This is a genomic window from Lentilitoribacter sp. JB5-8, assembly GCF_055693385.1.
Genome location: NZ_CM146332.1, coordinates 1,384,766 through 1,403,298, shown reverse-complemented (window position 1 = coordinate 1,403,298; position 18,533 = coordinate 1,384,766). Strand labels below are relative to the sequence as shown.

17 protein-coding genes are annotated in these 18,533 nt (G+C 46.1%); 8 read left to right on the top strand and 9 right to left on the bottom strand.

What is annotated here, in order from left to right; all coding sequences use genetic code 11:
- Together ACZ1GZ_RS06695 and ACZ1GZ_RS06690 are read left to right on the top strand one after the other, a co-directional pair.
- Positions 1-2,085, top strand: coding sequence for an alpha-galactosidase (locus ACZ1GZ_RS06695; RefSeq protein WP_472667695.1), 2,085 nt, complete (start codon positions 1-3; stop codon positions 2,083-2,085).
- Positions 2,082-3,980, top strand: coding sequence for a beta-galactosidase (locus tag ACZ1GZ_RS06690; protein ID WP_472667694.1), 1,899 nt, complete (start codon positions 2,082-2,084; stop codon positions 3,978-3,980). The genes ACZ1GZ_RS06695 and ACZ1GZ_RS06690 overlap by 4 nt, the downstream gene beginning before the upstream one ends.
- A gap of 3 nt (positions 3,981-3,983) precedes the next feature.
- On the opposite strand, the gene ACZ1GZ_RS06685 is transcribed toward ACZ1GZ_RS06690, so the two are convergent.
- The gene (locus ACZ1GZ_RS06685; RefSeq protein ID WP_472667693.1) at positions 3,984-4,562 is read right to left on the bottom strand and encodes a uracil-DNA glycosylase family protein; all 579 of its coding nucleotides are present in this window, start codon (positions 4,560-4,562) and stop codon (positions 3,984-3,986) included.
- Between the two features lie 155 nt (positions 4,563-4,717).
- Here ACZ1GZ_RS06685 and deoC point away from each other — a divergent pair, with 155 nt between their 5' ends.
- Complete coding sequence (gene deoC / locus ACZ1GZ_RS06680; protein WP_472667692.1) at positions 4,718-5,713, top strand: deoxyribose-phosphate aldolase; 996 nt, start codon at positions 4,718-4,720, stop codon at positions 5,711-5,713.
- A gap of 11 nt (positions 5,714-5,724) precedes the next feature.
- Complete coding sequence (locus tag ACZ1GZ_RS06675; RefSeq protein WP_472667691.1) at positions 5,725-8,100, top strand: aldehyde dehydrogenase family protein; 2,376 nt, start codon at positions 5,725-5,727, stop codon at positions 8,098-8,100.
- 2 nt (positions 8,101-8,102) lie between these two features.
- Here ACZ1GZ_RS06675 and ACZ1GZ_RS06670 read toward each other — a convergent pair whose 3' ends face one another.
- A complete protein-coding gene (locus ACZ1GZ_RS06670; RefSeq protein WP_472667690.1) occupies positions 8,103-8,504 on the bottom strand; it encodes an RrF2 family transcriptional regulator in 402 nt (133 codons plus the stop codon).
- A 99-nt stretch (positions 8,505-8,603) separates the two neighbouring features.
- Here ACZ1GZ_RS06670 and ACZ1GZ_RS06665 point away from each other — a divergent pair, with 99 nt between their 5' ends.
- Together ACZ1GZ_RS06665 and ACZ1GZ_RS06660 are read left to right on the top strand one after the other, a co-directional pair.
- Positions 8,604-9,032, top strand: coding sequence for a group III truncated hemoglobin (locus tag ACZ1GZ_RS06665; protein ID WP_472667689.1), 429 nt, complete (start codon positions 8,604-8,606; stop codon positions 9,030-9,032).
- 10 nt (positions 9,033-9,042) lie between these two features.
- On the top strand, positions 9,043-9,210 hold the full coding sequence (locus ACZ1GZ_RS06660; RefSeq protein WP_472667688.1) for a hypothetical protein: 168 nt from the start codon (positions 9,043-9,045) through the stop codon (positions 9,208-9,210).
- Positions 9,211-9,212: 2 nt separating this feature from the next.
- Here the strand turns inward: ACZ1GZ_RS06660 and ACZ1GZ_RS06655 are convergent, their stop codons facing one another.
- From ACZ1GZ_RS06655 to ACZ1GZ_RS06640, 4 genes are all read right to left on the bottom strand, one after another.
- Positions 9,213-10,145, bottom strand: coding sequence for a Gfo/Idh/MocA family protein (locus ACZ1GZ_RS06655; protein WP_472667687.1), 933 nt, complete (start codon positions 10,143-10,145; stop codon positions 9,213-9,215).
- A gap of 98 nt (positions 10,146-10,243) precedes the next feature.
- On the bottom strand, positions 10,244-11,038 hold the full coding sequence (locus ACZ1GZ_RS06650; RefSeq protein WP_472667686.1) for a tellurite resistance TerB family protein: 795 nt from the start codon (positions 11,036-11,038) through the stop codon (positions 10,244-10,246).
- 112 nt (positions 11,039-11,150) lie between these two features.
- On the bottom strand, positions 11,151-11,465 hold the full coding sequence (locus ACZ1GZ_RS06645; protein ID WP_472667685.1) for a DUF190 domain-containing protein: 315 nt from the start codon (positions 11,463-11,465) through the stop codon (positions 11,151-11,153).
- Positions 11,456-12,415: a sodium-dependent bicarbonate transport family permease gene (locus tag ACZ1GZ_RS06640; RefSeq protein WP_472667684.1), complete on the bottom strand. Its 960-nt coding sequence runs from the start codon at positions 12,413-12,415 to the stop codon at positions 11,456-11,458. The genes ACZ1GZ_RS06645 and ACZ1GZ_RS06640 overlap by 10 nt, the downstream gene beginning before the upstream one ends.
- Before the next feature lie 390 nt (positions 12,416-12,805).
- Here ACZ1GZ_RS06640 and ACZ1GZ_RS06635 point away from each other — a divergent pair, with 390 nt between their 5' ends.
- Entirely contained in the window at positions 12,806-13,729 is a 924-nt protein-coding gene (locus ACZ1GZ_RS06635; RefSeq protein WP_472667683.1) for a hydrogen peroxide-inducible genes activator, read from the top strand.
- 30 nt (positions 13,730-13,759) lie between these two features.
- Here the strand turns inward: ACZ1GZ_RS06635 and ACZ1GZ_RS06630 are convergent, their stop codons facing one another.
- Positions 13,760-14,614: a universal stress protein gene (locus ACZ1GZ_RS06630; RefSeq protein ID WP_472667682.1), complete on the bottom strand. Its 855-nt coding sequence runs from the start codon at positions 14,612-14,614 to the stop codon at positions 13,760-13,762.
- Between the two features lie 151 nt (positions 14,615-14,765).
- Here ACZ1GZ_RS06630 and ACZ1GZ_RS06625 point away from each other — a divergent pair, with 151 nt between their 5' ends.
- Entirely contained in the window at positions 14,766-16,253 is a 1,488-nt protein-coding gene (locus ACZ1GZ_RS06625) for an NAD(P)H-hydrate dehydratase (RefSeq protein ID WP_472667681.1), read from the top strand.
- On the opposite strand, the gene ACZ1GZ_RS06620 is transcribed toward ACZ1GZ_RS06625, so the two are convergent.
- On the bottom strand, positions 16,250-16,957 hold the full coding sequence (locus tag ACZ1GZ_RS06620) for a VIT1/CCC1 transporter family protein (RefSeq protein ID WP_472667680.1): 708 nt from the start codon (positions 16,955-16,957) through the stop codon (positions 16,250-16,252). The two genes, ACZ1GZ_RS06625 and ACZ1GZ_RS06620, sit on opposite strands and share 4 nt — an antisense overlap.
- A gap of 126 nt (positions 16,958-17,083) precedes the next feature.
- Positions 17,084-18,526, bottom strand: a complete 1,443-nt coding sequence (locus ACZ1GZ_RS06615; protein ID WP_472667679.1) for an NAD(P)(+) transhydrogenase (Re/Si-specific) subunit beta — start codon at positions 18,524-18,526, stop codon at positions 17,084-17,086.
- Between the last annotated feature and the right edge of the window lie 7 nt (positions 18,527-18,533).

Genomic DNA, 18,533 nt, shown 5'->3' with positions numbered 1-18,533 from the left:
ATGAAGACATGGCGTTTGGATACGCCTAGTCAGACAATAGTGTTGGTTCAAAGGGGAGATAGTCTCCCCTTTGTTTGCTATTGGGACTCGGCCTTACCTATTTATGAAGATCTAGAACAAATCGCTCTGAGCAATGAGGGCGATATATTGGGTGGCATGCTTGATGATCTGCCGCTGACATCTTTAAGCCCGCAAATTAGCGCCACTTATCAAGGGCAATTGGGAAGTATCTTCCGTGGAACCGATGGAAAGAACGTCTTTCCACGTTTCACCGAACGCAAAGCGGATGTGCAAACCAATGCGATCAAGTTCACATGCAAGGATCCAAAAACCGGCATTACGCTAATTTTTGATCTCATTGCGCATATTGAAAGCGATATGTTTGAGCTGAAAACAACGGCCAAATGCGCAACACCGATGTTTATCGAATGGCTCTCGACACCTGTTTTGCCAGCAACGCAAAACTCAGTTGAAACCATTGAAATAACAGGTCGTTGGTGCGGTGAGTTTCAGCACAATCATCATCCATGGAGTGCAGGTTCAAGGTTGCGCGATACCGCATCTGGCCGCACAGGGCATGAATCTTTCCCCGGTCTTATCATTCCAGAAGTGGGTACAACAAATAGTATGGGCGCTTGTTTTGGCTTCCATTATGGCTGGTCTGGCGGTCGCAAAATGATCACCGAGCAATTGCCTGATGGTCGCCGTCAGGTTCAATTTGGTCATGCCAATGATGCGCATAGCGAATTGGTGTCAGAAAAAGAAACGGCATCTTTGTTTGTCACCTATTCCGATCAGGGCTTTAACGGGTTAGCAAAAAACTTCCAGCATCATGCGCGTGCGCATGTCCTGCCATTTAAAGCATCTGAGCGCCCACGCCCGGTGCATTATAATTGCTGGGAAGCGGTTTATTTCAATCACGAGCTTGGTGAACTTAAAGAAATTGCCGACCGCGCAGCCGCATTAGGTGCCGAACGTTTTGTGCTTGATGACGGCTGGTTTGGACAAAGAGATGATGACCATTCAAGCTTAGGTGACTGGACAATCGATGAACGCAAGTTCCCCGATGGTCTTTCGCCGCTGATTGAACATGTCAACGATCTAGGCTTGGAATTTGGCATTTGGTTTGAACCCGAAATGGTCAATCCGGATAGTGATTTATATCGCGCGCATCCCGATTGGGCATTGGGAGCACCTGATCAATTGCTTGGGCGTCATCAAATGCTGCTCAATCTCACACTTCCCGAAGTACGCGATTACTTGTTTAACGCCGTCAATGACATCTTATCAAACCATCCGATCACGTATGTGAAGTGGGACCATAACCGGGTGTTGCCGTTCCAGCTAACCGCGCAGACATTTGGTTTTTATGAATTGATCAAACGCTTGCGGGACGCAAATCCGGAAGTCGAATTTGAATCCTGCGCATCCGGTGGCGGGCGTATTGATTTTGGTGTGCTTGAGCATTGCCAACGTGTTTGGTTGTCTGACAGCAACGATGCGATCGAGCGCTTTTTGATACAACATAATGCTGCGCTTTGGTTGCCATCTGATGTTGTAGGTTCACATGTTGGTCCGCGCAAATGTCATACATCGGGTCGTGTGCTTTCCATGTCGTTCCGCGGCTATGTTGCCGCCAGCCGTCATATGGGTTTTGAAATGGACCCGCGTGAGCTGACCGAAGAAGAGTTTACAACGCTCAAAGACATCACGCAGTGGTATAAAGATAACCGTGAATGGATGCATGCTGGATTTACGCATAGATTGGATATTGCTGACCCTTCTCAATTGGGTGAAATTTGTGTCGCCCAGGATAAGGATCGTTTTGTTGCCTTTGTTGCACAAATGACCCCTGCGGAAGCTATTTTGGCAAAGCCGACGCGACTAACAGGTCTTAATCCAGACGCCAGATACAAAATTACTTTGCGCAATCCAGAAGACGCAGCGACGACAAGCCGGGGCAAAACCGCATTAAGCCATCGCTCACTCGAGATGAGTGGAAAAAGCTTGATGCAACAAGGTTTCCGTCTACCATCAGCATTCCCTGCAACAATGTGGGTGATTGAAGGACAGCATTTATCATGAAGCCCGTTTTAGGAACATGTTATTATCCCGAACATTGGCCCGAAGCGATTTGGGTTGATGATGCACGCCGCATGGCGGAGTTGGGTCTCACTTGGGTGCGTATTGGTGAATTTGCTTGGAGCCGGATTGAACCAAGCGAAGGTAAATTTGATTGGGAATGGCTTGATCGTGCGGTGGAAGTGCTCGCAGCTGCCGGACTTAAAATCATCATGGGCACGCCAACAGCGACGCCGCCAAAGTGGATTTTGAACAAGCATCCAGACATGATAGCTTTGGATGAAAATGGCAACCCGCGTGGGTTTGGTTCACGCCGTCATTATTGTTTTTCTCATCAGGGCTATCGCAAAGAATGCGTTCGCATTGTTGAAAAAATGGCAGAGCGATATGGCGCCCATCCAGCCGTTCAATCTTGGCAGACGGATAACGAATATGGCTGCCATGATACGACGGTTTCTTACAGCCAATCAGCGCGCGAAGAATTTCGCAATTGGCTTTCACAAAAGTACCAATCCCCTGATGCGCTCAACAAAGCTTGGGGTAATGTGTTTTGGTCGATGGAATATTCCGACTTTTCCGATGTGAATTTGCCAAATCTGACTGTAACCGAGCCAAATCCATCTCACGTAATGGATTTTAGACGTTTTTTATCAGATCAAGTGGCCAGCTTTAACAAGCTGCAAAGCGATGTCATTCGCAAATATACCGATGCGCCGTTGGTTCATAATTATATGGGTAAAACCACGGAGTTTGATCATTTTGATGTCGGTGCTGATCTCGATATCGCCAGCTGGGATAGTTATCCAATTGGCTTTTTGGAAATGATCTCATCTGAAGATGATGCGTTTAAAGCGGAATATTTGCAACAGGGTGATCCTGATTTCCAAGCCTTCCATCATGATCTTTATCGCTCGGTTGGCAATGGGCGTTTATGGGTTATGGAGCAACAACCAGGTCCGGTGAACTGGGCATCTTATAACCCATCTCCGTTGGATGGGATGGTGCGCTTGTGGAGCTTAGAGGCTATCGCGCATGGGGCTGAAAGCGTGAATTATTTCCGCTGGCGTCAAGCACCATTTGCACAAGAGCAAATGCATGCTGGCCTATTGCGGCCAGATAGCGCAGAAGCACGTGGGATGATTGAAGCTCGTCAGGTCAAAGCTGATTTAGCAGAGATTGGCGAGGTTACTCAAGTTCAGGCACCCGTCGCGCTTATCTTTGATTACCCATCTCAATGGGCAACGGATACGCAGCCACAAGGCGCCAATTTTTATTACTTCAATGTGGTGTATCAGGCCTATCAAGTTCTCCGCAGCTTGGGTGTCGATGTTGATGTCATTTCTAAAAACCAAAGTTTAGATGGCTATAAAATCGCAATCGTTCCAAGCCTCTTTACGCTTGATAGCGAATTTAAAGCGCGTTTAGATAAATTTGATGGTTTGGTTCTTGCGGGCCCGCGTTTTAATTCCAAAACTGCAGACTTTCAGATCCCAACTAATCTAGCTCCAGATATTGATCATTTAGATTTAAAAGTATCTCGTTTGGAGACTTTGCGCGAAGGTATTCACCGTGATCTTGAAAATGGTGGTTACGCGCATTCATGGATTGAAGAACTTGAGACAAGCGAAACGATCGTTGAAAAAACTATCGATAGTAACCCCGTGATTATACAAAAAGATAATTGGTACTATTTGGGTTCTTGGCTTGATGAAACTGCATATAAGCGAATTCTATCGTCACTTTTAAAAAGCGTTGATGTCTCATTTGAAGAGATGCCGCGCGGTTTGAGAAAACGCGAGACGAAAGAGCATACATTTGTGTGGAACTATTCAGCGCAGCCTCGAGAGTATCGCGGACAAACGATCGCTTCAACAGATGTCATCTGGATCAAGAAATAAATACTAAATCAGCTCTGAGACACGGGTTTTCAGAGCTGGTAAAACCTCTTCTTCAAACCACGGATTGCGTTTGAGCCAGCGGTTATTCCGCGGGCTTGGATGTGGCAGTGGCAGCACGTCTGGCATATAGCTTTGCCAACTTGCGACGCGATCTGTAAGCGTCATTTTTTTGCCATCAGCGATGTGCCAATCAAGCGCATATTGACCGATCACCAATGTGAGTTCGATATTTTCAAGTTGTTCTAACACAGGTTTTCGCCAGGCTTCGGCGCATTCTTTGCGAGGCGGTAAATCTCCACCTTTACCGGCGCCGGGGAAACAAAACCCCATCGGTGCCAATGCAATTTTGGACGCATCATAAAATTCGTCACGTGATATTCCCAACCAATCACGCAAGCGATTGCCCGATGGATCATCAAATGGAATACCTTTGTGATGGGTAATTCGTCCGGGCGCTTGTCCAGCAATCAAAATTTTAGCCGATGCACCTATCTGCAAAATCGGCCTGGGACCAAGCGGTAATCCATCACAAATCTGGCAGGAGCGTATTTGCGTTAAAAGACTGTCGACATTTTTTACCATTTGATCTAAGAATTCCCCTTCGTTGCCGAGTATGAAGCTCGCTTTTCTAAGTTTAAATATAAAACTTGGAAAATACCAACGCGGAACGTAAAGTTATTCGGCGGGACATCAAATCAATTTTCCTTGATATTACCGCCAAAAATGAGAGCCTTTTTATGACGTATCAAAGTACCGTTCATCTGCTGGAAGAAGATTCAGCGACGCTGAAACGAAACGAGGGCATGCCGCTTGATTTAGATTGGGTCGAAGCTGTTCAAGCGAACAAATCCGCAATCGAACGACGCGCTGCAAGTTTTCCTGCGCGCCGGAGCATAAAGAAAAATTTCCAAGCCGCATGGCTTATCAAAGCCGTTGAATGTATGGATCTAACTACTTTGTCGGGTGACGATACAGCCAATCGTGTTCGCAGATTATGCGCAAAAGCGCGCCAACCCATCCGCGCTGAAATTATCGAAGCACTGGGTTTAGAAAAGCGCAATATTACGACAGGTGCGGTTTGTGTTTATCATGAAATGATTGAAACCGCCGTCAATGCGTTAGAAGGCACTAACATTCCCGTTGCAGCGGTTTCGACAGGTTTCCCTGCGGGATTAACGCCGCACATTCTAAAGCTCAAAGAAATTGAAATGTCTGTCGCAGCTGGTGCTAAAGAGATCGATATTGTGATTTCCCGCCGCCATGTGCTCGAAGGCAATTGGCAGGCGCTTTACACAGAAATGCAGGAATTTCGTCAGGCCTGCGGAGACGCGCATGTGAAAGCGATTTTGGCAACAGGCGAGCTTGGAACTTTGCGCAATGTGGCGCGCGCCTCTCTTATTTGCATGATGGCAGGGGCGGATTTCATTAAAACGTCAACCGGCAAAGAGAGCGTCAATGCAACACTGCCCGTGAGCCTCACCATGGCTCGGGCGATCCGCGAATATGGTGCGCGCACTGGATTTGCTGTTGGCTATAAGCCTGCAGGCGGGATCTCAAAAGCAAAAGATTCTTTGACTTATCTAACATTGATGAAAGAAGAACTTGGCCGCAACTGGCTCGAGCCAGAACTATTCAGATTTGGTGCATCTTCGCTATTGGGCGATATCGAACGCCAACTCGAACATCATATAACCGGGCGTTATTCCGCCGCAAATCGCCATCCAATTGGTTAGCAGGACGACACATGAACATTGAAGAGATTTTAAACACCATGGACTATGGCACTGCACCGGAAGATAGATCCCCTGCCCTTAAATGGTTGGACGCGCGCGAATGGACAATCAAACCTTTTATCAATGGCGAGTTTGTCGATCATGATGCACCTGTTTATTTTGACACGATAAATCCAGCGACCGGTGAACGCTTAGCGCAAATTCAAACAGCAACCGAAAGCGATGTTGATAATGCGGTAAAAACTGCGCGCAAAGCGCAAGGCCCTTGGTCAAAGCTCAAAGGTCATGAGCGCGCAAAATATTTATATGCGATCGCGCGATTGATACAAAAACATTCACGACTTTTCGCTGTACTTGAAAGCCTTGATAACGGGAAGCCTATTCGCGAATCTCGCGATATTGATATCCCGTTGGTTGCTCGTCATTTTTATCACCATGCAGGTTGGGCGCAACTTATGGAACGCGAATTACCGGATATGGAGCCTGTCGGTGTCGTGGGGCAAGTCATCCCCTGGAACTTCCCGCTTTTAATGCTCGCATGGAAAATTGCACCGGCACTCGCAATGGGGAACACTGTGGTCTTAAAACCTGCGGAGCTCACATCTGTATCAGCGAATTTATTTGCTGAAATCTGTAAAGAAGCGGGCTTGCCAAAGGGTGTTGTAAATATCGTAACCGGCGATGGTTCAATTGGCGCGGCACTGACCGAACATAAAGACATTGATAAAGTTGCCTTCACCGGATCAACAGAAGTTGGTCGCCTTATTCGTGCACGCACTGCTGGATCTGGCAAAAAGCTAACTCTTGAACTTGGTGGCAAATCACCCTTTATCGTTTTTGATGATGCGGATTTAGATAGCGCCGTTGAAGGCATAGTCGACGCGATTTGGTTTAACCAAGGCCAAGTATGTTGCGCTGGATCTCGTCTTCTTGTGCAGGAGCCGATTGCGCAGAAATTTATCGATAAGCTTCGCCTTCGTATTAAAAATCTTCGCGTTGGTGATCCGCTTGATAAGTCAACTGACATTGGCGCGATCATTGACGAAAACCAACTCAACACAATTAAATCCCTCGTCCAACGTGGTTTGGATGAAGGTGCTGAACTTATTCAGCCAGATGGCGAATTACCATCGGAAGGCTATTTCTATCCACCGACGCTACTTGCCAATGTTGATACGGCATCGCATGTGGCCCAGGAGGAAATTTTTGGTCCTGTACTTGTCTCCATGACCTTCCGTACTCCGTCGGAAGCTGTGCAACTAGCCAATAATACGCGCTATGGCTTAGCCGCGAGCGTTTGGACAGAAAACATCAATCTCGCAATGGATATTGCACCGAAAGTTAAAGCCGGCGTTGTCTGGGTAAATTGTACAAATCAATTAGATGCCGCCGCTGGATTTGGTGGTATGCGTGAAAGTGGATTTGGTCGTGAAGGCGGCCGTGAAGGTTTATATGAATATGTAAAACCAACCTATCTTAAAGACCTAAAACCAATTGCCGAAGCTTCTGCACCATTGGCAAATGGAGATGTCATTACATCTCCAGTTGATCGCACAGCCAAGCTTTATATTGGCGGCAAACAAGCACGTCCTGATAGTGGCTACGCGCGCGCTATGTACAATCAAAAGGGCAAGCTAATTGGCCATGTGGGCGATGGAAACCGCAAGGATATTCGCAACGCTGTTGAAGCCGCAACCGCTGCGAAATCTTGGGTAAATTCAACCGGGCATCTACGCGCGCAGATCCTTTATTATATTGGCGAAAATCTATCTGCTCGCGCAGATGAATTTGCCGATCGGCTTCAGCAAGTTGGTGGCGTCAGCGCAAAAGTTGCGGCCAATGAAGTTGATATCGCGATAAACAGATGGTTCACCTATGCCGCATGGGCTGATAAATATGATGGCAATGTGCATTCAGTGCCAATCCGTGGTGTCGCTTTGGCCATGAAGGAAGCCAATGGTGTGATGGGTGTGATCTGCCCAGACGCGGCTCCGCTTTTAGCATTAACGTCAATGGTCGCCCCGGCAATTGCTATGGGCAATACAGTTGTTGCAGTTCCATCGATGCAAAACCCATTATCAGCGACAGACTTTTATCAAGTTTTAGAAACTTCGGACCTGCCAGCTGGTGTCATCAACATTGTAACGGGTGATCGCAATTCATTGTCTAAAACACTTGCTGAACATGCAGGTGTTGAAGCGATTTGGTATCAAGGCGATAAAGCTGGTTGCAAGATGGTTGAAGAAGCATCCGCACACAATATGAAGCGGACTTGGTGTAATAATGGATTAGCCATTGATTGGTTTGATGAAGACCAAGGTGCGAGTGAAGAGTTTTTACGCCAAGCAACACAGATTAAAAACGTCTGGGTGCCATACGGCGAATAAGCTTATGATCTGGAGGTAATCATCTCCAGATTTTGCTCATCCAATACTTTCAGAAACGCAGATCGCGCCTGATGCATTAGGCCTTTGAGTTTACAGCTGGGCAAAAATAGACATGTCTGATTGCCTGGTTGCATGCATTCGACAATTGCAAAGTCTGCTTCGACAATGCGCACGACATCCCCGATGATTATTTCATCTGCTTTTTTACCAAGACGTACACCGCCTGTGCGCCCTCGTAGGGATAACAAGATCTGGGCCTTCACCAATTTTGCCACGATTTTCATCGTATGAGATTTTGCGATATCTAATCGCGTTGCAATCTCATCCACCGTAAGCGGATCTTTTTGATCGGCTAGAAGCATCAAAATTCGCAGGGCAAAATCACTGGCTTGGTTAAGGCGCATATCAATTCTCTAATACATTCATTTTATATGTTGCATTTATCATAATGATGTGAGATATAAAAGATGCAAATTAAATGAATGTATTATTGATCGCTTGAAATGTTAGATAAACCAACCCCCATTCGCTCAGAAAGCAACTTGGAAATCACCCATGACCAAATCTCACTTTTGGTAGATGAATTTTATCTAAGCATTCGAAATGATGCGCAATTGGCTCCAATTTTTGAACGGGTGATTGATGGCAATTGGGAGCCCCATCTTGAAAAGATGAAAGCATTTTGGCGCTCGGTATTGCTCAAAACCGGCGAGTATAAAGGGCAGCCTGTTCCCAAACATAATCAAATCGATGGCTTGGAAACCGAAGATTTTCTTCAATGGCTTGAGCTCTTCAGCAAAACCACCAAGAAAATTTTTGATGAGACAACGGCAATGCATGTCAATGAGACGGCAAAGCGGATCGCTTCAAGCTTATGGCTTGCCAGAAACAAGGACCCATTTCGCGCTCCCCCGAAATGGCTGATAAACTAAGGAACGAACAATGTTGATACTCAATCTATTGCTCAAACTATTTTTAATGCCAGGAACACTTGTGTTGAACCGCTTAGGCGTAAGCATCGAAGAAGATGGTGGTGTGATGCGCTCCTTCATAAATATGTGCTTTTGGGGCACAATTGGTCTCTGGATTGCGCTAAAATTTTTGACCTAAAGCTATTCTTCAAACGCTTCAACAACAGATCTTTTGCCTAACATAAAGGCGTCAGCCACATGTTTAAGCGGCATAAGATCAATGTCAGATTGATTTGATTTCAATAGCTCGGCAAATCTTGCGTAGATATTATCGTACTCAGCATTATCCGCACTAAAATGTGCCTTGTCATCGATCAGCATATCATTACCGCCATTGGCGAGATGAACCTGACCTTCTGTGGTTTCAACGTAGATATCCCAATGCTGCGGCCCTGTTTGACGCCAATCAAAATCTGCAGTTAGCGAAAGCTCATCATTGCCCATAAATTTGAGCTGCGCTGCAATTGGTGTTTCGCAATTGCTTGGGAAAGATAGATCCGCTTCCTGCAAATGAAACGGCACATTCATAATATGCGTTAAAATTGATAATGCGTTGATACCGGGATCAAACACGCCCATACCACCGGCTTGCCAGATCCAAGTCTGACCAGGGTGCCAATGCTTCACATCTTCTTTCCAGATGATTTTGACAGCGGTGATTTTTTTATCAGCTAACCAGTTTTTTGCAGTCTCAACTGCAGCTGCATAGCGCGAATGCCAAGTGGCAAATAAAGTAACGCCCTGCTGCTCAGCAAAACGCGCCAAGCTTTCCACTTCGACAACGGAAATTCCGGGCGGTTTTTCGAGCATCACATGCTTGCCAGCTTCAAGCGCTGCCCATGCAATCCCGTAGCGCACCTGCGGCGGCACACAAAGTGAAACCACATCAATATCAGGGCGTGCTGAGATCATATGCTCAACGGCAGTAAAATTATCAACGCCTTCGGTTTTTTGATGACGGCTAACAGCCGCTGAAAATTCAAAATCCGGGTTCCTATTGATGGAAGGGATATGCTGGTTTTTGGCAATCTCACCAACACCAACCACGCCAATTTTATAGGGTGCTTTGGTCATCTTTGGGCTCAATCTGGAAGATAAAATTTATGCTATTTTCTCTAGCAGTTTGAGCCCATTGCGACAATCAATAAATCCCTGAAAACTGATTAAATTTCTCAACCTTGTTGTTGACTAATTTGATGTTCCAGATGCGCGACCAAATCCTGTGGTAAATTCATCATAACCGCCAAATCATATAGATAAGCTTTCTCGCTTGGACGGTCAGGATCAATCGCCATTCTGGACACAAGATATATCTCACTTGCCTGCTCTAAACCGTTGGCAAGCGCTGCGATTTCACCAATCTCGGGTGGGTTTTGAAGCGTGTCAAAAATCACAGCTTTATCTTCTGCTTCCAATTCCAGCTTGTTAACAGAATCAAAGATCGCCGCCTGCTCTTTAGCATCAATATGACCGTCTGCATTAGCTGCAGCAATCATAGCTTTAACAAGCGCCAGCTGAAACGGGCTACCATCTGCTGCAATTGTTTTAACCGGATCGAAATCAGCGGCATTTGCTGGTGCGCTCGGCACAGATGCAGCCGGAGTGTGCGGAACTTGAGGTACAGAGGATGGCGCAGAGCTTGCAGATGCAGTCGGTGCAGCTCCCTGTGGTGCCGCTTTACCAGATTGCCAATTTTTATAGGCATTGAATGCAACTGCACCAAGCACGGCAGCGCCGCCAAGACCCACTGCACCACCTGCGACTTTGCCAACCGTTTTTCGGGCTTTCTTATTGCCCATTAAAACACCAAGCAACCCGCCAGCAGCAAGGCCACCAACCAAGCCACCTGGAATATTATTGGCCAAATCGGCAATGCCGCCGCCACCTTGCGCATTGTTGTTTTGCGCTGCATTTGCATTATTCTGCTGACTACCCAAAAACTGGTCAAACAATTGGTTCAAGCTCATTTTTATCTCCGTCTCCTAATTCGTTAGTCCAGATGTGGGAAATGAATTGCCAAGTTTCAATCATCTCAAAATTACAATTTTTTAATTTTGACGTATGGTTGATGTAAGAACGCTAGAACCGATCTGCACGGATTACTTCAACCAATGAGACTGTTACAAGTAATCCATAATCATCCAACAATGGCTCAATGGCCGTTAAGAATTCTGTGGCTTTTTCTTCGTTTAAGATCGACACAAAAAGCACTTTGCTTCCGGCTCCGCCCGTGACTTGGTCATCACGCCAGCGCCCCTGCCCGCCTTCACCCCCGATCGCGTCGAAAACTGTATAGCCGGACAGCTCGATATCTTTGGTTATTTGGCGCAGGCGTTTCATCAACGGCCTGTCGATTAATATCTCGATCTTTTTTCTTTGGGTTGTTACGACCATAGCTGCACCATGTAAATTGAGATTTGATTAAAGAGTGGAATACCGATGATCACATTAAACGGGAATGTGATTGCCAGCGACATTGCAAGATAAAGGCCGGCATCGGCCTTTGGAAGAGCCAATCTCATGGCGGCAGGAACCGCGATGTAGGACGCACTGGCAGCAAGGATAGCAAGTGCGGTTGTTGTACCTTCGTCAAGCCCAACAGCAGCGCCAATAATTGTACCAATGAGACCATTGATGATTGGGAACGCAATACCTAAAATTACCAAGCGTAATGTTAAGCTTCTCGCATTTCGCAAACGACGTACTGCAAGCAATCCCATATCAAGCAGGAATAGACATAACAGACCCGTAAATCCTGTTTCAAACACCGGTGCGATGGGCTCAAAACCATCCTTGCCGATGATAATACCGATGATGAAACTACCCGTTAGTAGAACAATGGATCCATTGAGCAATGTCTCGCGCATGAGATCGCTATTGGGTTGAAAGCTTAACGTTGATCCGCGTTTTGCTAAAAACAAACCGGAAATAATCGCCGGTGTTTCCATCAATGCAAGAACCGCAATCATGTAACCCGCGGGCGCCATGCCTTTATCGGTTAAGACCTGGTTTGCGGTAATGAATGTGACAACACTCACTGAACCATAATGCGCTGACACTGCCGCTGCATTGGTGGTGTCGAGCTTTCCAAAACTTCGAAGTATCGCAAATGCCAATATCGGAAGGAGGAAACTTAACAATAGACCTGCCGTTCCGGCGAACAGCAAGTCTATGGTAAAGCCGTTGCTCGCGATAAGAACACCACCTTTGAGACCGATGGCAGCCATCAAATACAATGAGAGCGTTTTTGAAAGAGTTTCGGGAATCGTTAGGTCAGAACGTGCAAACGCCGCTAACCCTCCTAAGATGAAGAATAGAATAACGGGTGACAGCAGATTTTCCATGTGAGACTTACTAAACTAGGGATTTATAAAAGTCGAGCACCAGCACTTGGATTTGGAAGGGGAGTTAGTGCTGATGCTCTGCGGGGTATTATTGGAATTTGATCAATCGGGTCAATTGTTTTGTGGTTTTCCCCGAAGGATCAAAATGGAAGACATAAAATCCATAGAGCAAGATGCCAATCAATGGACTGGCCAGCGCCATAAATATCAAATCGAAACTATTCATAATATGCATCCGTTTTCGTGTTTCTACTTCACTGATGTATTGGTTACGCCCGATTTTTTCCAATTGATATTTAAGTTAAGTGTGATAGATTGAAACTATCAAAACCAGCAATATCGTTTATTTTTATCTATAACTCATTTATCCAACTCTCTGGTAAAACCGCAATGACAACCCTCAGACAGCTCAATTATCTCGTAGCACTTTCACAAGAACTTCACTTCCGCAGAGCTGCGGAACGCATGAATGTGACACAACCAACGCTCAGCACCCAGATCCAGGAATTAGAAAAGCAGTTAAAAGCGCGTTTGGTCGAACGCGACACAGGTAAAGTGATGCTCACGCCTTTGGGTAGAGAAATATCTGACCGAGCACGCAGTATTTTGTCAGAAGTTGAAGAAATTAAAAATCTTGCGGCAGCGTCTCAACATGGTTTTGAGGGAACAATTCGCATCGGTGTTCCCCCTACTTTGGGACCCTACTTACTGCCATACATTGTTCCGGAGATGCACCAAAACTATCCAAATCTGAAATTATATGTCAAAGAGGGTAAACCTCAGGACCTTCAACTGGAACTCAAAGAAGGCATCCATGATGTTGTGATTTCTCCTCTACCCATTAAACACTCCGACCTTGTTGTCGAGCAATTATTCCGGGAACCATTTTTAGTCGTGTCTTCACCTGATCATGAACTTGCAAGCAGATCTTCAATTGAGAAAATTGACCTTAAAGACCAAAATGTATTGGTGATTGAACGGGGGCACCATATGCATGACCAGATTAGCCAGCTATGCGAGGACCTTGGCGCTAATCCATTGCGCGACTATGAGGGCACGAGTTTAGATACTTTACGATTGATGGTTGGAATGGATGTTGGCTTGGCGTTTTTACCCGCCCTTTATGTCAAATCTGAAATCGGAAGCCGCAATGAGATCGCAGTGTTAAACCTCAACGCTATTAATCTTTATCGGCAAATTGGTCTGACCTGGCGCAAACGCTCCGTCCACGGAAAGCTGTTTAACGAGATTGCAAACTTAATCCGAAAAACAGCGGATCGTGAATTGCCAGAAATATCTGTTATGAATAGGTAAGTGGGCGCAAAAATTGCACCCACCATTTGGCTATTTATGCGCAATTAAAATCGGCAGTTCTTTCTGTTCGAGCATTGTTTCTGTTGTGCCTCCAAACAATTGTTGGCGAATTTTCATATGACCGTAGCCACCCATAACAATCAAATCCGCACCTTTTTCTTTTGCACGCTTTAAAATGCAATCAGCAATTTCTTCTCCACCAGATGGATATTGCTCAACGGTTACTTTAAGACCGTGACGTGACAGCCAGCTGGCTAAATCAGCGCCAGGTTCTTCTCCATCTTCTGCCTCACGTTTTACAGGGTCAAATACACCGATAGTGATTTCAGCATCGCTGCCAAACAACGGCAAGGCGCTTTTAATTGCTGCGGCACAATGTTTACTTGAATCCCAAGCGATAAATGCATTTTTGCTGGCAATTGCTGCCTTGTCACTATTCTGTCCGTGAATGAGACCCGAAGGCGCGTCAAAAATGACGCCGGATATCACACCATCCAAAACATCGGCTGGCAATCCTGAATGCTCCAATAGAACTACACGATTGGCAAGACATGCATGGCTTGTTACCGCACTGCGCAGAACCGAAACGTCACAAAACTCCATAACGACATCAGCTGAAATACCGGCTTCTTGCACCATTTTTTCAACCAAATTAGATTTGCTATTAATATCGTCAGTCATGTCTTTGATCTCTTCAGACCAGTTTTCAACACCAACAAATCGACCATAAGCAATGCCGTAGCCATAGGAATATAATTGCGGGGCAACAGCAACAATCACAACGGACAGATGGGCGTCCGCCTCCTCTGCCATAGTGATTGCCTTTTGCACTGTATCGGCAGGACATGAGGTACCTATGAAGGTCAAAATCGTATCTTTGCTCATATTCACTTCTCCTTTGTGTTGCCTTCACTTTAGTGGAGAGTTGAACCAAGCGCCTTGCGCCAGATCAAAGCGTTCGATATTTTTTCAAGTTATTATCAAGCCGCCAGTCTCGCTTTGTTGAATGCGGGGTCTACCAATTTCAGGATCTTTTATGCATGAACTCTTAACCCCAGATCAGATGTCAAAAGCAGATGCATTGACCATTAAGGGCGGCATTCCTGGTATAGATCTCATGCAAAACGCTGGCGAAATATTGTTCGCAGCGATTGAAAAGTATTTTCCAGATGCTCAGAAGATTTTGATCGTTTCAGGCCTAGGTAATAATGGAGGTGATGGCTTTGTGCTGGCCAATTTATTGTCGAACAAGAATTGCATATTGAATGTGTTCATCATCGGTAACGAAGCCAAATTATCGGGCGACGCGAAACTTGCATTTGATCAAATGTCGCCTGAGGCAAAACAACTCTGCGATCCTAAATTTGATGAATATGACCTGATTGTTGATGCAATATTCGGTGCTGGTCTCACGCGCGATATCGAAGGGCGCCATGCCGAAATCATCGAAGCAATCAATGCATCTACGACACCCGTTCTAGCGGTTGATCTACCAAGCGGTATTAACGGACGAACCGGCCAAGTTTCAGGATGTGCGATCAAAGCTGATGTGACGGCAACATTCTTTCGCTTTAAGCTAGGGCATTTTCTTTATCCGGGCCGACAATTATGTGGTGAAGTTTTTCTCGGGCAAATAGGTATTGATGATGGTGTTTTGACAAAGATTGCACCAACCACTTATTTGAATATACCCGCCTTATGGCAAGATAAATATCCAATTCTGACTAAAACTGGGCACAAATATAATCGTGGCCACACGCTCGCAATATCAGGCGGGTTGGACAAATCCGGCGCAGCTCGTTTAATGGCAAAAGCAGCTCTAAGAATTGGCGCCGGTTTGGTGACCATTGCTTGCCCTATTGAAACAATGGCAGCTCACGCGGCTCATTCCGATGCAATTATGCTGTCTAAAATGGAGAATATTGGCGAACTTGAAGTTATTCTCAGCGACAAACGGATTAATGCAATCAGTGTTGGCCCGGGTCTTGATCCAGACCATACCACGCGTGATCTGGTGAAACTCATCTTGAAGAGTGAAAGATCTGTCGTGTTGGATGCGGGTGCGCTAACTGCGTTTTCAGATAATCCCGAAGAATTGTTTGATGTAATAAAGACCAGATCAGCGCCTACTATACTAACGCCGCATGACGGTGAATTTGCCCGACTATTTCCTGATCTTGCACCCGAGCGTGACAAACTTGCAAAGACAATTTTAGCCGCCGAACGCGCCGGCGCTTCAATTGTTCTTAAAGGACCAGATAGCGTGATTGCTCATTCGGGTGGGAATGCTGCGATTTCAAACAATGCTCCACCTTGGCTTGCGACTGCTGGTAGCGGCGATGTGTTATGCGGCATGATTGCCGGATTATTGGCGCAGGGTATGGCAGAATTTGAAGCCGCATGCGCGGGTGTTTGGTTCCATGGTGAAGCAGGCGTGAAAGCGGGTCCCGGACTGATATCATCAGATTTAGAGATCGCGCTCAGAGATGTTATTCAAAACATATATCAAAACGTCTTTGACTAACCGGCAAAGAGTGTTCCCACGAAATAAGCCAAAGCTGCGGCAATACCGCCAATCCCCAACGTTTCTAAACCTGACCACATCCAGTGCTGTAAGGACCATCTACTTTTTAATGCACCAATGAAAAAGAAAGTCATCCCGGTGCCTATGGCAGCCGATACGAAGGCATTTCCTAGGCCTAAAATATAAGACAGCAACGGGATCATGCCACAAATCACGAAGGCAAAAAACGTGATGAGTGCTGCACGTATTGGGTTTGGATTTTGTGGCAAAACGCCATATTCCTCAACCATCATCATATCAATCCAACGTTCTTGTTGCGACGTGATAGCCTCAACTGCACCTTCCAAAACCTCTCCCTTTAGACCCTTTAATATCAGTATCTGACGAATTTCTTCTCGTTCACCCTCCGGATTGGTTTTTAAATGGCGTTGCTCTATTTGCCGTAAACGGTTCATATCATCGAGTTCAGCTTTGGTCCCACTGTAATTGCTTGCGGCCATGGAAAAACCGTCCGCTATTACATTGGCCAATCCTAGCGCGATAATAATTGACGGCGATAAGTTTGCACCTTCAACACCTGCAACGATTGCAAATGTGGTGATCGTGCCGTCTATGCTGCCATAAACAAAATCTTTAAGATCACTTGGCGAATTCTTTTCCGTCAAGCGCTTACGGATTTCCTTAATTGAGTGTCCGTGCTCCATAATTGCTCCAATCTCTGATCAGCATAAGATAATGGAGGGATGAGCACCTTGAGCCAGATCAATCGGCATAAAAAACGAGGGCGGATAAACCGCCCTCGCCTTATAAATCTAACTGGAAAGACCGAGTTATGAAATTTTCTGCAGCAACATGTCGACAGACTGCTTTGCATCGCCATAGAACATACGCGTATTCTCTTTAAAGAAGAGCGGGTTCTCAATGCCAGAATAACCAGTGCCCTGACCGCGTTTGGACACAAACACTTGTTTGGCTTTCCAAACTTCCAACACGGGCATGCCTGCAATTGGTGAGTTCGGATCTTCTTGTGCAGCTGGGTTCACGATATCGTTTGAACCGACAATGATACAAACGTCCGTATCTGGGAAATCATCATTGATTTCATCCATTTCCATAACAATGTCATATGGCACTTTGGCTTCCGCCAATAGTACGTTCATGTGACCAGGAAGACGACCCGCAACTGGGTGAATAGCAAAACGTACTTCTTTACCCTTCGCACGAAGGCGACGAGTAAGTTCAGAAATCGAAGCCTGCGCTTGCGCCACAGCCATGCCGTAACCTGGAACGATAACGATGCTATCGGCTTCATCAAGTGCTGTTGCAACACCATCTGCATCGATGGCGATTTGCTCGCCTTCAATTTCCATCGCAGGACCAGACGCACCACCGAAACCACCAAGAATAACGCTGACGAACGAACGGTTCATAGCTTTACACATGATGTAAGACAAGATCGCACCGGAAGAACCCACAAGCGCACCAACCACGATAAGAAGATCGTTGCCCAACGAGAAACCGATCGCAGCTGCAGCCCAACCAGAATATGAGTTCAGCATAGACACAACAACAGGCATGTCAGCGCCACCAATACCCATGATCAAGTGATAACCGATGAACAGAGCCATGATTGTCATGATGATGAGCGGCAAAAGACCACCAGTGTTGAAATACCAGATCAAGCAGATCAATGAGATGATTGCTGCACCCGCATTTAACGCATGACCGCCAGGTAATTTTTCAGCCGCTGACGATACTTTGCCAGCAAGCTTACCAAACGCAATGACAGAACCTGTGAAGGTGATCGCACCGATGAACAAGCCGAGGAATAATTCAACGCGAAGGATGTTAATCTCAACGGCTGTTTTCTTAGCAATTAGCGCTGCAAATGCACCAAGTGATTTAACATCTTCACCCGATACTTCTTGCGCATAACGTACATTATCAATTTCAAAATGAGCGATAAATGCGACAAACACCGCAGCAAGACCCACAAGTGAGTGCATAGCGGCAACCAGTTGAGGCATCTCGGTCATTTGAACGCGTTGCGCAACCATATAACCGATAATACCGCCACCAATGATGAGCGGGATTGAAAGATACCAAAGACCAGAACCTGGACCCATCAATGTGGCAAGAACGGCCAAAGCCATCCCAACAATACCATACCAAACAGCACGTTTGGCACTCTCCTGTCCAGACAAACCACCGAGTGACAGAATAAAGAGGACTGCTGCAACAACATACGCAGCCGTAGTAAGACCTAAACTCATTTTACTT